General features: G+C 37.9%; 10 protein-coding genes. 6 read left to right on the forward strand and 4 right to left on the reverse strand.

Features of this window, described 5'->3' with window-relative positions:
• Nucleotides 1-38: 38 nt before the first annotated feature.
• Nucleotides 39-869, reverse strand: coding sequence for a CvfB family protein (locus QUE09_RS02925; protein ID WP_286234710.1), 831 nt, complete (start codon nt 867-869; stop codon nt 39-41).
• A gap of 275 nt (nt 870-1,144) precedes the next feature.
• Nucleotides 1,145-1,597 carry a tellurite resistance TerB family protein gene (locus QUE09_RS02930; protein WP_286234711.1) on the reverse strand — a complete coding sequence of 151 codons (453 nt, stop codon included), beginning with the start codon at nt 1,595-1,597 and terminating at the stop codon, nt 1,145-1,147.
• A gap of 244 nt (nt 1,598-1,841) precedes the next feature.
• Between QUE09_RS02930 and nagX the strand changes: the two genes are divergently transcribed.
• The 3 genes from nagX (at nt 1,842) to QUE09_RS02945 (ending at nt 7,613) form a co-directional block, all read left to right on the forward strand.
• Complete coding sequence (gene nagX, locus QUE09_RS02935; protein WP_286234712.1) at nt 1,842-2,984, forward strand: transmembrane glucosamine N-acetyltransferase NagX; 1,143 nt, start codon at nt 1,842-1,844, stop codon at nt 2,982-2,984.
• Nucleotides 2,985-3,251: 267 nt separating this feature from the next.
• A complete protein-coding gene (locus QUE09_RS02940) occupies nt 3,252-4,448 on the forward strand; it encodes an efflux RND transporter periplasmic adaptor subunit (protein ID WP_286234713.1) in 1,197 nt (398 codons plus the stop codon).
• A 3-nt stretch (nt 4,449-4,451) separates the two neighbouring features.
• Nucleotides 4,452-7,613, forward strand: coding sequence for an efflux RND transporter permease subunit (locus QUE09_RS02945; RefSeq protein WP_286234714.1), 3,162 nt, complete (start codon nt 4,452-4,454; stop codon nt 7,611-7,613).
• Between the two features lie 267 nt (nt 7,614-7,880).
• Here QUE09_RS02945 and QUE09_RS02950 read toward each other — a convergent pair whose 3' ends face one another.
• Complete coding sequence (locus QUE09_RS02950) at nt 7,881-9,185, reverse strand: GGDEF domain-containing protein (protein WP_286234715.1); 1,305 nt, start codon at nt 9,183-9,185, stop codon at nt 7,881-7,883.
• A 245-nt stretch (nt 9,186-9,430) separates the two neighbouring features.
• Between QUE09_RS02950 and QUE09_RS02955 the strand changes: the two genes are divergently transcribed.
• Nucleotides 9,431-11,341, forward strand: a complete 1,911-nt coding sequence (locus QUE09_RS02955; protein WP_286234716.1) for a tetratricopeptide repeat-containing diguanylate cyclase — start codon at nt 9,431-9,433, stop codon at nt 11,339-11,341.
• 360 nt (nt 11,342-11,701) lie between these two features.
• On the opposite strand, the gene QUE09_RS02960 is transcribed toward QUE09_RS02955, so the two are convergent.
• Nucleotides 11,702-11,920, reverse strand: a complete 219-nt coding sequence (locus tag QUE09_RS02960; RefSeq protein ID WP_286234717.1) for an EF-hand domain-containing protein — start codon at nt 11,918-11,920, stop codon at nt 11,702-11,704.
• A gap of 389 nt (nt 11,921-12,309) precedes the next feature.
• Between QUE09_RS02960 and QUE09_RS02965 the strand changes: the two genes are divergently transcribed.
• Together QUE09_RS02965 and QUE09_RS02970 are read left to right on the forward strand one after the other, a co-directional pair.
• Nucleotides 12,310-15,075, forward strand: coding sequence for a TonB-dependent receptor plug domain-containing protein (locus QUE09_RS02965; RefSeq protein WP_286234718.1), 2,766 nt, complete (start codon nt 12,310-12,312; stop codon nt 15,073-15,075).
• A 385-nt stretch (nt 15,076-15,460) separates the two neighbouring features.
• Nucleotides 15,461-16,903 carry an alpha/beta fold hydrolase gene (locus tag QUE09_RS02970; RefSeq protein ID WP_286234719.1) on the forward strand — a complete coding sequence of 481 codons (1,443 nt, stop codon included), beginning with the start codon at nt 15,461-15,463 and terminating at the stop codon, nt 16,901-16,903.
• Nucleotides 16,904-16,910: the final 7 nt, after the last annotated feature.

Genomic DNA, 16,910 nt, shown 5'->3' on the forward strand with positions numbered 1-16,910 from the left:
AACTTTGTTAAGTAAGCCTCGTGTAGAGGCTTACTGTTTTAAACTAACTGTATACCGCGTTCAGAGAGTGAAATTTTACCTTGTTTAAGAAGGTTTCCAACAGCAGCTTTATAGGTCTTTTTGCTGACGCCAAACGTTTTAGAAATGTCTGCGGGCGCACTTTTATCGTGCAACGGACAAAAGCCATTATGCTCATTTAAGTAGGTAAGTAGAGTTGAATTAAAATCTGCCACTTTACCTTTTCCTGCTCGAGATAGACTTAAATCTAAGCGGCCATCTTCACGAATATTTTTAATGTAAGCACTGAGTTTTTGACCGACACGCAAGGGTTGAAATATTTCATTTTGATAAAGCAATCCCCAGTGTTTATGGTTGATAATTGCTTTAAAACCTAAATCTGTTTTGCCACCTATTACAATGTCGACTTGTTGCCACTGTGCGTAGTCTGCGGGCCAAATATCTAAAAATTTATCGAGCTTACTCGAAGCAACTAACCTACCTGAATGTTCATCGATAAATACATAAACAAGATAAGACTTTCCTTGTTCCATTTTTCGGTATTGCAAATTAAAAGGAACGAGTAGGTCTTTTGGTAATCCCCAGTCTAAAAAGGCTCCCAGTTTATTGGTTTCTTTAACCCGTAGATAGGCAAACTCACCGGCCTTAGCGAATGGTTTCTTGGTGGTCGCTGAAACATGGTCATTTATGTCACGATATAAAAAGACGCTAATAGCTTTTTGTGATGCTGTTAGTGTGGGAATCTGTTTGTTTGGTAAAAATATTTCTCCAAACGCTTGCCCATCTAATAATAAGCCTTTATCTGTTCTTTCTATAATTGTTAATTGATTAAACTGACCAAGTGAAGCCATAAATACCTGCATTAAGCGAATGATAAAACATTGTTATTATACCTGACTCACGAAGGTGTGTTGATCTTTGATGTGTATTTTTGTTGAAATATTTGTCTTGAAGACCAATTGCCTGAAATTTCTGGTGCAAGTAATCATACAAGCTGGTGATTAAAACGTGATCGCTATGCAACTCTAGCGTTTTTTAGGTTTTGTTGAATATAGAGGCAGAGTTAATTAAGTACTCAGCATATGAGGATTACTCATATAAATGTTGCATGTAGCTATTCCTCAATTTATGGTTTGGCGATAACTGAAGATTTCGCAGTAATATATTCACTGTGACGTAAATGAAGTAAGTCGGCAATACGTCTTATGGTGTGTTCCTCAATAGCTGCTAAATGATCGTCAGCCAACGCAAGTTGCCATAACAACGCAATAATTTTTATTTTTTCTTCTGGTTGGTAGTGACGATTAACGATAGACGTAAAGCGGTGAAAATCGTTTGCCTGTTCACATAATTCAATGGCTTCTTCAATCAATGCATCAGCAGTATTGCTGTTACATAAAAATTTCTGGGACACCAGTTGTGATAAGTGTTGTCTTTCTTGATTATTGATCAAGCCATCAGCTCTCATAACTTCACAGAGTAATACCGTGCAAGCAAGTTCTATTGTGATGGACTCTTCTATAGATTCCTCGCTGCCCTGTTTGAGTGATGTTAAAAACGCGCTAATTTTATCAATCATGTATAAACCTTATAAAGTAGATTATTACATGGTAAGAGATTTTTACTGGATAACAAGGGTTAGTTTCATATTGATTGACGTAATATTGTTATTGCATGCGAGAACTCCTTAAGGCAAATACTGTTAAATATTAAATAAATGGCCTGAATAGTGGTTTTAACTTTTAAGTAGCTGTTCTACAATGCCTACTTAACAAATGACAGCGTTGTCTTTTTCTGATGTTTTATATTGATATGGGGCTTTTATGAGTCAGCAAATAGCAGGTGAATTAGCACCTAAGAAAAAACGGTTATTGTCGATAGACGCTTTACGTGGCTTCGATATGTTTTGGATTTTAGGCGGTGAAAAGCTTTTTGCTGCCTTTTTTATTATTACTGGATGGTCATTTTTTCATTTTTGGGCAGAGCAAATGGAGCATTCGGTTTGGCATGGATTTACTGCATACGATCTAATTTTCCCATTATTTATATTCTTGTCCGGTGTAAGCTTAGGCATTGGAGCAAAACCATTAGCGAGTTATCCGCCTGAGAAAGCAAAAGCTATCTTACGTCATGGTATTAAGAGGCTGGCGCTGTTGGTGTTATTTGGTGTTATATATAATCATGCTTGGGGACGAGGTATCCCTGCTACTATTGACGATATTCGCTTTGCAAGTGTGTTAGGGCGCATTGGTATTTCTTGGTTTGTGGCTGCATTGTTAGTTTGGTATGTCAGCGAACGAACACAATGGATAGCCGCTATTGGCATACTTATTGGCTATTGGTTATTGTTACAATTTGTAACCTTAGGTGGCTTTGGTGGTGGTAACTTTACCGCTGAGGGCGCTATTAACGTATGGTTTGATCAACATTTACTTCCTGGCACTACCTATCGAAATTTACCTTTAGATCCTGAAGGGCTATTGTCAAATGTTACCTCTATCGCCAACGCGCTTATTGGTGTTTTCGTCGGTCGCTTCATGGTTAAGGAAATGCAGTCGCCCAAGAAACTAATAGTTACGCTACTGATTGTTGGGGTATCTTTGTTAGCCGCAGGTTATTTATGGGGCATGGTTTTTCCAATTAATAAAACCTTATGGACAAGTTCATTTGTACTCGTTACTGCTGGGTACAGCGTATTATTATTAACGCTGTTTTATTTATTAATCGATGTCATTGGATTAACAGGCTGGGCGAAGTTTTTTGCTGTTATTGGTACTAACTCTATCATTGTTTATTTAGGCTCAAGCTTAATTAGTTGGAAGTATACGAGTACCAGTCTATTTGGTGGTTTAATACAAGTGGCCCCAGCAGGTTGGCAAGATGTGATCCTTTTTGGAGGTATGTTACTACTTCAATGGCTTGTACTTTATTGGTTATATTGTCGAAAAATATTTATAAAAGTTTAATTATTGGTTAATTTAACCACTTTAGTAAAAGAGCCCTTTAAGGGCTCTTTTTTATTGCTGATATTTAACACAACATAAATTTTATATCTTTTTGTTTTTATTGATAAAAAATATTTTTTGTCGCTTAAGTACAAAAATTTAAAAAAACGGCGTGATCCTTGTAACAAGCATTTACAACTTTTGTAGTCGTTCTTTTTTGTATTTCGCTATCATAGGCGCAATGACATAAAAAGTTACACCTGAACATAATTTTATGAGGAAATCGCGGTGACTCGAAAAAAACAAATAATCCTACCGATTGTCATCTTGGTCATAGGGGCTGTTATCTTTATAGCTTTATCTAGCATGAAAAAGCCGCCAGAAGAAAAGCCTAAAGTTGATAATACTCCAATTGTTGCGGTTGAAGAAATTACCGTAGCACCACTTACATTGACTGTAGACTCTTATGGCGTTGTTACTCCTAAGTATGAAATAGAGCTTGTTGCACAAGTCAGTGGCCAAATAGTTGAGTTATCAGATACGTTTTTACGTGGTAGTTTTGTTAAGAAAGGACAAGTGCTAGCGCGTATTGATCCAAGTGATTATAAAGCGGCTTTGATTGATGCACAGGCCAGCCTTGCATCTGCAACTGCATCCCTTGAAGAAGAACTTGCTCGCGGTAAAGTTGCCAAGGAAGAGTGGAAGCGAATTACAAATGCTTCGCCGACAGAACTTAGCCTTCGTAAACCTCAATTAAAGCAGGAACAAGCTCGAGTAAAAGCAGCTCAGGCGAGTGTATTGCGCGCTGAGCGTAATCTAGAACGTACTTATTTAAGAGCACCTTTTGATGCCATGATTGAATCTCGCCATATTGGCTTGGGTACTTTTGTCTCTACGGGCAGTAAAATTGGTAAAATGTTAGGGACTGAAACAGCGCAAATACGCTTACCTGTTGCAGATAACCAATTACAGTTTCTAGTAAAGCAAGGGCATGCTGCTCAGGTGAACCTATCAGGCGACTTTGCTGGGCAGAATCATGTATGGCAAGCGAATATTGCACGTAGTGAAGGTGTTGTCGATGATAAAAGTCGCATGAGTTATTTAGTGGCCGAAGTATCTGATCCTTATGGCCTACATGCTGAAACAGAAAATACACCATTACGATTTGGATCTTATGTAAACGCAACAGTGTTAGGTAAAGAATTAGCTTTAGCTGCGTCAGTACCTCGTCATTTAATTAACAAAGATCGTATTGCTATTTTAGATGAAGAGTCGAAATTGCAATTTGTTAACGTAGAAATTGTCAGTGAAGATGGCGCGAATGTTATTATTTCCAACGGGTTAAAAACAGGGGACCGTGTCATCGTATCTGCCCTAGATTATCCAGTAGATGGTATGCAATTAGCGCTACCTACAAGTGATGACGCTGTAACACCTGATACCGAAACTAATACAGATACGCAAATTGCTAGCGTAAAGGATTAGACTATGGATGATACAAATAAAGGTATAATTGCGTGGTTTACACGTAATAGCGTAGCTGCCAACTTGTTAATGGTGTTTATCATTATTGGTGGTTTGATGACCGCGTTAACCATTAACAAACAAATGTTTCCACAAGTTAAAATTAACTGGATTGAGTTTAGTGCACCTTATCCAGGCGCCGCACCTCAAGAAGTGGAAGAAGGCATAACGATAAAAATTGAGGAAGCACTAGAGACTGTTCAAGGGTTAGAGCGTGTTATTACATACTCTAATCGTAACTTTTCACGCGGCTATTTTCGTATTGATGAAAGCTACGATCCTCAAGTAGTACTCGAAGAAGTAAAGTCTGCAATCGACTCTATTCCAAGTTTTCCTGATGGTATGGAACGCCCTACGGTTGAGCGTATTAAATTTCGACAAGAAGTTTTATATATGGCGCTTTATGGCGATTTATCAAATGCCGAATTGAAAGAGCTTGGACGCAAAATTCACGATGAAATACAACAACTTCCTAATATTAATATTTCAGAATTTTATGGTGGCTTAGGGTATGAAATCTCAATAGAGGTCAGTAAGGATAAGTTGCGAGAGTATGGCTTAAGTTTTACTGATGTTGCTCGTGCTGTTCGCGGTCAATCGCGTAATATGTCTGCTGGGCAAATTCGTGCTGAAAATGGTTACATTAATTTGCGCGTTGAAAACCAAGCATATAGAGGTCATGAGTTCGAACGTATCCCGGTATTAACTCTGTCTGATGGTACTAAGGTGTTGCTAGGTGATATCGCGACCATTAATGATGGCTTTCAAGAAGGTATTCAATACTCTAAGTTTAATGGGATGAATTCCGCGACATTCTTTATTGGTGCTGCTGATAATCAAAGTATTACCAACGTTGCCAAAGTGATTCATCGTTATGTAGAACAAAAGCAAGCTCAATTGCCTGAAGGCGTAAAACTGCAACCTTGGGTTGATTTAACGTATTATTTGCAGGGCCGCTTAGACATGATGTTAGAGAACATGTTTAGTGGTGCGATCCTTGTTTTTCTTATGTTGGCTTTATTTTTAAGAATGCGTCTAGCTTTTTGGGTCATGATGGGCTTACCTGTTTGCTTCCTAGGTACGATTCTTGTAATGCCGATGGAATTTGTGAATGTTACGATTAATATTACCAGTTTATTTGCGTTTATACTCGTTTTAGGGATAGTGGTGGATGACGCCATTGTTATGGGGGAAAGCGCCCATACTGAAATGGAAGAAAAAGGGCATACCACTGAAAATGTAATTCGTGGTGTTAAACGTGTAGCAATGCCAGCAACCTTTGGTGTTTTAACAACAATTGCTGTATTTGTGCCTTTTGTCTTAGGTGATGGTCCGTCGTCAGCCTTTAATAAGTCTATCGGTTTTGTTGTTATCTTTTGTTTGATATTTTCACTCATTGAATCGAAGTTAATTTTGCCGGCTCACTTAGCTAATATGAAGGTGAAGAAGTTTAACCCGAAAAACCCAATTGATAGAGCACGTCGTTGGATTGACTCTAAGCTATCTGCGTTTGTAGAAAATGTTTACCGCCCAGCATTAGAAAAGTTTCTAAGTTACAGATATGCCGTACTTACCGTTTTTATTGCTATTATTCTACTTAGTGCAGGGTTATTTTCAGGTGGTTTTGTTCGTTTTATTGGACAGCCTAAAATACCTCACGATTTCCCACGCGTTACCGTCGAGATGAATGTTGATTCTTCAGAAAAGGCAACATTAAACACGCTATTACGTATTGAAGATATATTAACGAGTGTTGATCAACAAATCATATCAAATCATGGTAATGGTATGATTGCGGATATGAACGTAAGGCTAAATGGTCGAACACGTGGTGAAATTACGGTGAAGCTCGTAGAGCCTGAACTAAGAGCCATGGATACGTTTGAATTGGCAGAAAAATGGCGGGCAGCTATACCTACAATGCCTGGTGTTAAGTCTTTTTCAATAGACGATAATCTCTTTGGTAGTGGTCGAGAAGACGGTGATATTAGTTTCCGTTTGGAAAGCCATAGCGATGAACAATTACTTGCAGCTGCTGAAGAGTTAAAAGCAAAACTAAATTCACTTAAGGGTGTTGGTGATGTTAATGATAGCCGCCAAACTAGTGCAAAAGAGGTTCAATTTACATTGAAGCCACTTGCTCACAGTATGGGGCTTAGTTTACAAGATATTGCTTCGCAAGTGAGTTATAGCTTTTATGGTTTAGAAGCACAACGAATCTTACGAGACACCGAAGAAATTAAAGTGATGGTGCGATATCCACTTGAAGAGCGAAATTCAGTTGGTCAAGTTGATAATGTCATGATACAAGCGCCCAATGGAGCTGAGTTACCTTTATCAGAAGTTGCTGACATTTCAGTAAAACAAGGTGTCACCAGCATCAGACGCGAAAATGGCAATCGCACAATTAATGTTTGGGCAAGTGTTGATGCTGAGCAGGTTGAGCCATTTAAAGTGGCTAATGATATTCGTGAAAATTTCATACCACAGTTAAAACGCAAATATCCACAGTTGAATTCTGAACTATCGGGGAGAATTCAAGAAGAAATGGACAGTTTCTTTGAGCAGCTTAAAGGGTTTGTTATTTCATTATTAGTGGTTTATTCATTGCTAGCAATTCCATTGAAGTCATATTCACAACCGTTAATGATTATGATTGTCATACCATTTGGTGTCATTGGAGCTACGTTTGGCCACTTGATGTTGGGAATGGATCTTAATGCGCTCTCATTGTTCGGAATTATTGCAGCTGCCGGTGTAGTAGTGAATGACTCCTTGGTAATGGTTGATTATGTCAATAATTCACGTAAACAAGGAATTCCATTAAAACAAGCGGTTGTATTTGCCGGTACTAAACGTTTTAGAGCGATTATGTTAACGTCGATTACAACCTTTATTGGTTTGGTGCCTATTGTGTTCTTCGAAACGAGTATGCAAGCAAAAATTGTAATACCAATGGCGGTGTCATTATCATTCGGTGTTTTATTCGCGACTGTTGTAACATTAATATTAATACCTACGTTGTATGTAATATTCGAAGACTTAAAGGGAGTATTTCGTCGTAAAAAAGTACAACATACAGGCGCTATAGATGGGGAGCTTAGTACTGATACCGTGCAAAGCTAAACTATTCTGTTCATAAAAAAAGCCGGCGATATGCCGGCTTTTTCATTATCTTATTCTCGTACTGTACATTTACTTATAAAAATTGAGAGTTGGCACTGATAACAGTTGGTATAGTGAACAAAGTCAGTCACATAAAATATGACTTGTACTTATTGCTCAGAGTCATCGGTAACATTCAAATGTATGAAAAAGCTAGGTGGTGAAATTTTAAGCTTGTTTTCAAATCTACAATCATAGCGTTTCAAGTTCACTATCCGTGATTGTCGCTTAGAATAGATCCACGTTGTTAGAGATGACAACCTTATTTCTACCTTGTGCTTTTGCTGCGTACAATGCAACGTCTGCTCTTTCAATGAGGGCAGAAACCGATTCGTTTTCTTTTTGAGCAAGCCCAAAACTTGCGGTAATTTTAATGTCTTGAACAAAATGATGTTGCGCAATGAGTTGTCTTAAATCTTCCGCTAGTTCATTTGCTTCTAATAATTTTGTATTGGGACAAATTAAAAGAAACTCCTCTCCACCCCAGCGTGCGAGAAAGTCTGTAGAGCGGCAGTTTTCGCTAATCAGCTTTACAAAATCTTTAAGAATAATGTCGCCAATATTATGTCCGTATCGATCATTTAGTGGTTTAAAGTGATCGATATCGATAAACATCAATGACAGTGTTTTAATTTCATTTGTAAAAACGTGCTCAATACCTTTTCGGTTGAGTGCGCCCGTTAATGGATCGCGCTCTACCTGATCTTTCAATTCTTGAGACTTAACATTTAATAATCTATTTAATTGCTTTAATTCATGCGCTCGTTTTTCAAGCAATATTAATTTTTCTTTGGAGCGATACAAGTTCATGACCAAGCCAATAATTGCGGCAAAAACCCACATAGCAATGATAAAGGTGAACACTTGCTTGTTAGTAAAGACCTTACCTGAAAACTCAATACGCTCAATTTCAATTTGGTAATGCCCAGGTTTCATGTGGTTTCCTGTGGCAAGTTCGAGTATAAGTACCTGATCAAATTCAGGACTTGCGTATGCAATAGGGATTTCTTGTTCCAATAACCACCAGGTTGCTACTTGCATCGCATCTAACGGAATTTCAACGGGATAAGTGTTTTTCTCTGGCCAATATTCGATGCCATTGTATTTCCACGTTGAGTCATCTGTAGGTGATGAATAACGTTCGTTATATGTACGTAATTGAAAACGAAAACTGGCCTTATTATCACTAATATATTTAGCGAATATGTGCGCGCTGGTATATGGTGATAAGTCTAAGGGGGTGTCGAGTTCATTTTTTTCATTTACGCCGACAGCAAACGTTACTTCACAAAATGGCCAAGGGTAATCTGATTTCACAATATGACAATCTAATAAATAGCTGTCACCTTTTGTATGTAATTTGGCTTTAGAAGAACCGCCATTTGCCGTATCCGTAACAGCATAGGCTCTGATATTTGACTGGCTATCAAATGTGATTGTTTTGTTTAATGCGAAATGATGCGCACCAATGATAATAAAGGTAAAACTGATCAATAGAAGTATTACTAAATTGTCGAATTTTTCAGTTTGCATAATTTAACTTATTGGTAGTTTCAGACATTCCTTCATGATATATCGCGTTTAAAATCCTTAGCACTTGTGGTAAGTTTACTCATAAATTGCGTAATTAAACAGCTATATTAACGTATTTTCATGTAACTTATTTGTATCAGTAATAATTATTTCCACTAAAGTATGATGAAACTTTATACGTAAAACATGTAGACTGAACAATATCAACGAGAACAATAATAAAAATGTATTAGAGGGTTTTCTGATTGAAAAATAAAGTTGGCATTAGTATTTTTCGACTAACATTATTGTGTTTTATACCAATAATGTTTGTACAAAGTAACGTTCTTGCTGCTAAACCACTCACTAACAATACGACTGATAAATTGTCATCTGAATCTTCAGAGGAAATGATATTTCGCGACCCTTGGCTTGCTTATGAAGCGCTTTTAACGCAAGAGGTTCAACATAACAATAGTAATACTAACAACTATCTTTGGTGGTTAGTTAGAAAAGCACAAGCTGAAAATTTACTGTATTTTTATTTGAAATTCGATCAAACATTAGCCTTGATTAAACCGTTATTGTCTAATCAGGTGGACAATGAAATTCAAGCGCGCTATTACTTTTATCAAGGTTTATCTGTTCAACGTCAAGGAAACTATAAACAAGCGAGAGGGCTGTTTGAACAGTCTATGTCAGCGGCAGAAAAAGTTGGCAATAACCGAGTTTATATACGTGCAAAACAAGAGTTAGCGTATACTTATAGCCTTGCAGATCTCTACGATACTTCCCTTAAAGACTTACAAGAAGCGTTTGTTGAAGCGTTTGCGATAGAAGATCAATATTTAATAGCCACCATTAATGAAACTTACGGCGCAATTTATGGCTATATGAATCGTTATAAAAGATCGCTCGAGTATTATCAAAAAGCGCTTGATACCTACGAACGTTTAAACTACAAAGCGCATATTGCAGAGGCAATATATGGCTTGGCGTCTACTTATCGCTATTGGAAAAAGTATGATCAAGCTATTGTTTATTTTAAGCGCTATCAAGAGGCAGTAAATTATACCCCTAATACTAATATTTCTTACTTTTCTGCCTATGGATTAGGTATGACTTATGCTGAAAAGGGCGATTGTGTTAATGCGCTAACATATATTGATCAGGCTTTTGCTCTCAAGGGATTAGACGATTATGATGCCGAACTTTATAAACGAAAAGCCAGCTGCCATATTACGTTAGGTGAGCTAAATAAAGCAGAATTAGCGATAAAAGCTTCAGAAGCGATTTTTGACACAATGCCAGAATTACTTGGCACGGCATGGGAATTAGAGAATCAAAAAATACGCGGCCACTTAGCGTTTGCGAAAGGTAACTTTAAACTCGCTTATCAGACATTAGAACAATACTATGAGGCATACAGTCAAGCGTTGATCGATAACTCAACGAGTCGCGTCAATAATATCAGGGCCTCATTAGAGTTAGAAAGGCAAGAAGTAGAGCGGGCATTGTCAAAGCAAAGACAAAAAGCTACCGATTTAGCGACCGAAAATAGAGAACAAAAAGCCAAACAACAAAGCTACATTATTGTATTTTTAATTACTTTATTGGTAGTAGTGATAATCGTAGTTACCTTTCAATATAAACATAATATCCAAATAACAGCTTTGACAAGAGTAGATCCGTTAACCGGACTATACAACCGACGTTATTGTTTTGAAAAACTCGACGCGCTATTAGAGAAGACAATAATAGACAAAGGTGCATTGACTGTTATTTTATTTGATGTTGATGACTTTAAGGCTATTAATGATTTACATGGTCATCCTATCGGCGATAAGGTGTTGGTTGAAATAGCTAAGATTGCAGAAGATAGCTGTCGACCAGGTGATATTGTCGGCAGAATAGGTGGTGAAGAATTTATGTGTGTGTTACCACGGACAGATAATGAGCAAGGTATGAAAGTAGCACAAAGAATTCGTCAAAGCTTTGAAATGTCTGCTTTTAGAGATGATAGTCAACGAAGAATTTCAGTAACAGCTAGCTTTGGTGTTTGTACTACTACAGAACCAAAAACTAAAGCGAGTGCATTGTATGCAAAAGCTGATAAAGCACTTTACGCTGCCAAATTAGCGGGTAAAAACTGTGTTAAAGACAGTAGTATTAGCTAGAAAAGAATATGTATTGCTCTATCGCTATTTAAATGATTAACCTTGGCATACCAGGCTAGTTGCATTAATGCCGATAAAGTTATTGCGCCCGTTTATAACGTCGTTAAAACAAGATGCTTTTGAAGCTTAACATAACGTGGCGGTTGCTTATTTGTATAAACACGCATGTTAATTTGTTTTGAGATATTATTGATAACTTAAAGGGAGGAAATTACCACAGAAAATAGCATTAAAAGATTAAACGTAGATGCACAAAAAAACGACCATATACAATCTCTTAAGACAAGAAACCTCACAAATACTGCATGGTATCGGTTAAATAATTACGTAAATGGGCGTTAATCTGTAGAAAGAATTGCGTTACAACGCTAATTCTATAACCATTTCCTTTAACTCTTCTTTCGATATTGAATTGTCGTGATTTTTATCAAATCGTTTAAAAATGCTTTCACACATTCTAATACCTTTATCTTGTAATAGAACGTCGATTAACTCAACAAATTCACTTCTACTAATAACACCGTCTTTGTCTTCATCAAAGACTTCAAATAATTCATCTACCCACTGATTTAAATCCATCAGTTGTCCTCAAACTAGATTACATCTATTTAAACTTTATCTTTAAATCAAAGTGATGTGAATGTTTATTTTTTATTTTTTTCTTGTTCAGAACACTACTGTTTGAATATTGCACACTTTACAGCTCACCTGATGTGTAGTGCAGATTTTATATACAGGGAAAATTAAAAAACATGTAAAAAAAGGTTTAGTTTTTAACATGTTTCATCGCAAAGAGTTTTCAAAAATTTTAATGAAATCCACTTATAAATCATCGAGATAATAAAATTGTATACAAAGCGCTTGATCAGTAAATAGATTTAGCCTAACCTAGGATCCAATATATTGTATACAATATATTGATTTGGTGTAATTCATCCGAGTAAAATAATAAAAATTAAGGTCATAACATGTTTGGGATTAACAACATAAAAAGTCGACAAATTCGACTTAACAACAAAAAAATAACGAAGGTTCAAAAAATTTCTTTAGTTGCGGCAGCAATTATTCCGCTTTGTACGGGATCATACTCAGCAATGGCTGAAGAGGCTTCAACGGATGAAAAAGTTGAACGTATTGAAGTTACAGGGTCGCGTATCAAACGTATTGCATTTGAAGCAGCGAGTCCTGTCATTACAATTACTGCAGCAGATATGGAGGCATCCGGATTTTCAACCGTTAGTGATGTATTAAGAAATTCGTCTTTAAATAGCTTTGGTTCATTTGGTGGTGATTCAAATAACGGTTGGAGCTCACAAGCTGAGATTTCTCTAAAAGGAACAGACGCTCGTCAATCACTTGTATTAATTGATGGTGTCAGATTAACTAAATCGCCAATCACTGGCGGCAGCGCCAACTTAAATATGATTCCAACAGCCGCTATTGAAAGGATAGATATTCTTACTGATGGTGCTTCTGCGGTCTATGGTTCTGACGCCGTTGCTGGTGTGATTAATATTGTTTTGAAAAAAGAATTTAGTGGCTTAGAAATGTCTGCTAAATATGAATTTCCTGATAGTGTAACGGGTCAAGACTCTGAGAAATTTACCCTAACGGGTGGGTTGAGTGGTGAAAGAGGCTCAATGGTATTTTCATGGGAACACTATGAAGAAGATGAGCTATTAATGTCTGACCTTGATTACGCCACCGCACAATTAGTTGAAGAAGGAGCAGATCCGCAGTACTTGGATAATTGGTGGGGGTTAAGCAGTACTGGGCGAACAATACAGCAGTGGAGTAATGGTTGGAATGACGAACCTTTAAACTTACAGGGTAATTGTGATGTCTATAACGGTAAAGGTTCTGGTCAGTTCATTGGTCAATTATCTAAGTTAAGTGATGCTGATGACTCTGTTTGTGCTTATGACTACACAACTGCAGCGCAAGAACTACCATCTACTCGTCGTGATGCAATGATGACAAATATGACGTACGAACTTACTGACGATATTCGTCTTGTTGCTCGTGGTATGTGGATGAACCAACAGACTAAAGATGTCTCTGCTGGAGTACCTGCATGGTTTCCTGTTGATATTGCATTACCTGGTAGAACAATTACCACTAGCACAGGTGAAACACTTGATTTATCGCCGGTAGAAGAAGGTGGCTGGTTTGGCTATCGTATGAATACTCTAGGTGATCGCGAAGCTGAACATAATGATACGACGCTTGATTTAGTCGTGGGACTGGAAGGTGAATTAGGTGAAATTACTTGGGACTTAAGTGCAAATTATGCGAGATATGATGCGTTTACTTGGGGCAGCAACTACGCCAGTACTGCGCAGCTTACTGATTCGGTCGGATATATGGATGCTGATGGAAATTGGAGCGGGTGGGATCCGCGAGACCCCGATTCTTTACCGCCAGCTTCGGTAAGAGCTAACTTCGATAAACGTCGAGTTTCAACGCAAAATAGTTTGCGTGGTGGTGTACAATTTGACGTAATGGATTTGCCTGGTGGTACATGGTCTGCTTACGTTGGAGCATCTCATTTGAGAGAAACCTATTATTCTAAAATCGATGGCCAAGCTGAAGCAGGTAATGTTGCCGGCGGAAATGGTGGTAGTGGCGGTATTGGCTCAAGAACGGCTTCCGCTGTGTTTGTTGAGTCTGTTTTTCCTATCTTTAAAAACCTTGAGGTAAATATAGCTGCCCGTCACGATGATTATAGTGATTTTGGTACTACAACTAATCCACAAGTGTCTATTAGTTATCGCCCTACAGAAAACTTATTGATTAGAGGTTCAGCAGGTACAGGGTTCCAAGCACCATTATTAACAGATTTATACTCGGATAATATTCGAGGCTACCGCGACAATGAAGTCAATTTTATTGGCTGTTATAACCAAGGTATTTCATTGGAAGATTGTAATCTAGTTGATGAATATTGGGCGACACAGGGTGGTAATAAAAATCTTAAAGCTGAAGAAAGTGAAAACACCAATATTGGTGTAGTGTGGCAGTTTGCCGAGCATTGGCAAGTAAAAGCCGATATGTGGACGTTAGATACGGAAAATCGTGTAACGACTATTTCACCCAGCGTTATACAGTTAATGCAAATTCAGACATGGATGGCTGAAGGAGGCAGTGTACCTATTTCGTCTAAATTACCAGGCGTAGACATTTTATTGCGAGGCAACAGTGATATTCTTGAAATATTCACACCAAATACTAATGCTGGTTTACGTGAAATTTCAGGTATAGACGCTGCGTTAAATGGCCGTGTTGAAACGCAAGTTGGAGCATTCGATATAGACCTAAATTGGTCACACATGCGCAAGTATAGAACTAGCTTCATTAGCGAAGAAGGTACTGTCGCTTTAGGTGATGATGAGCTTGGTGATGTTGGTCGCCCGCAGGATCGAGTCAATATGTCTTTAACATGGACATATAACGATCATTCACTCAATCTGTATTCTTATTATATTGCCTCTCAAAAAGACACATTTACAAACGATGAAGGCGAGACTGAAGTGTTTGATGCGTTAGCGTCTTTTACAGGGCATAACTTAACCTATACCTATTTTACGCCTTGGCATGGAAAACTAGCATTAGGTGTTTTGAATCTAACAGAAGAAGATACACCTCGTCGTAGCCTACGTCCTAGAGAGCCTTATAAGTCTTTGTACGATATTCGAGGTCGAGTGTTTACGTTAAGTTACACACAATCTTTTTAACTAACAAAAGGTTTTGAGAGCTAAACGAGCTCCCCTATTGTTTGTTTACTCTCATATTTGAAAAGCCGCAATCTCCCTGCGGCTTTTCTTCCATCAAATTAGCCTTAATTATGATTAGGTAAACTGACCATTACGCTAAACGTTAGTGCTGGTTAGTTGAAGTTTCGAAAATACAGTACAACGTCGCGTTATAACACGTTGTTGTGCTTCAATGTTCAGTACAATACTTTTGAATCGTTCACTGTCATTAAATTTTAGCTAGCCTTGCTACAAAAAGTTCGTCTATAAACCCATTTTTATTCACATTGTTAATTTTTTTACATTTTTTGTAATAAATCACTTAAGTGTGAGACTAACCATTTAAGATTTTAGAAGGAAGGATAAAATGACAGCACCTTGGAAATGTATTGCAGCGATAAGTTTAGTAGGTATATCTAGCTTATCTAAGGCAAGTGATCATCAACTAACATTGAATGATTGCCATCTGGAGGGTATTAAGCAACAAGTGCAATGTGGCAAACTTGAAGTACCTGAAAACTATAAACAACAAAAGGGTAAAAAAATATCGATCAATTTTGCTGTACTGCCTGCAATTGATAATAGCCAAAATAATGAACCGTTAATGTTTTTAGCTGGCGGTCCTGGTCAAGCAGCAGTCAGTCTAGCGGGAGGAATATATAAAGCTTTTAATGAAGTAAGAAAAACGCGAGATTTGATTTTAGTTGATCAGCGCGGCACTGGTGAGTCTAATCCCTTGCAGTGTAAAAATGCTGAAGAGCTTGATCCTTATACCAATTTGCCTTCTGATTTTTCGGTGGAGGAAATTAAAACGTGCTTATCGCAACTTGATGGCGACTTGTCACAATATACTTCTGAAAATGCCATAAGAGATTTTGACGCTGTTCGAGAGGCACTTGGTCATGAAAAAATTGCGATTTACGGTGGCTCATATGGCACACGAGCAGGCTTAGTGTATATGAGGATGTTTCCAGAATCGCTAACATCTGTGATATTAGATAGCGTTGGTCCAATAGAGGTACCGATTGGTCTGTTTGGGAAAAGTGCTGAGCGCTCATTTAATATGTTGCTCGAAAATTGCCAAACTGAAGACAGTTGCCAACAAGCATATCCAAACTTAGCAACAGAGTTTGAACAAGTGAAAAAAGCATTGGCGGAAGAGCCAGTTACGGTATCAATACCGCATCCACGATTAGGTACGCCGATAGCGATGAAAGTTGATGAGCAGAAATTTGTTTCTACAATATTTTCTCAGCTTTATTCTGTTGAAATGCGTTCACTTGTCCCCCTTATTATTCACCAAGCCTCAACAGGTAATTTTGCTCCACTGGCAGGCTCAACGGCTGCTGGCGATATTGGTGAGGGGATGTACATGGGATTAACGTTTAACATTTTGTGTAATGAGGATGTACCGAGAATAAGTGAGTCAAACTGGGAAGATGATGCTAAAAATACATTTAATGGTAGCATCGGCCAATATGGGTTGAAGTTAGCTTGCCCACTTTGGCCTAAATACAACGTTGATAGTGAGTTTTATCAACCAGTAACCGAAGACATTCCTACGTTGATTATTTCTGGCGATCTTGATCCTGTAACACCACCAAGTAATGCTGAATATTCAGATAGTACGCTACCAAACAGTAAACACATTGTTATGCCACATAGTTCGCACACCCCAGGTGTTCAGCCTTGTGCGATGGAAATGATAAATGAGTTTTTAAAGACACAAAATCCAAACGAACTTGATGACGCCTGCATTGCAGATATTCCACCAGAGTCGTTTATGACTAGTTTAAATGGCGGAGTATAAGGATATA

The organism is Thalassotalea sediminis, assembly GCF_030295915.1.
GTDB lineage: Bacteria > Pseudomonadota > Gammaproteobacteria > Enterobacterales > Alteromonadaceae > Thalassotalea_C > Thalassotalea_C sediminis.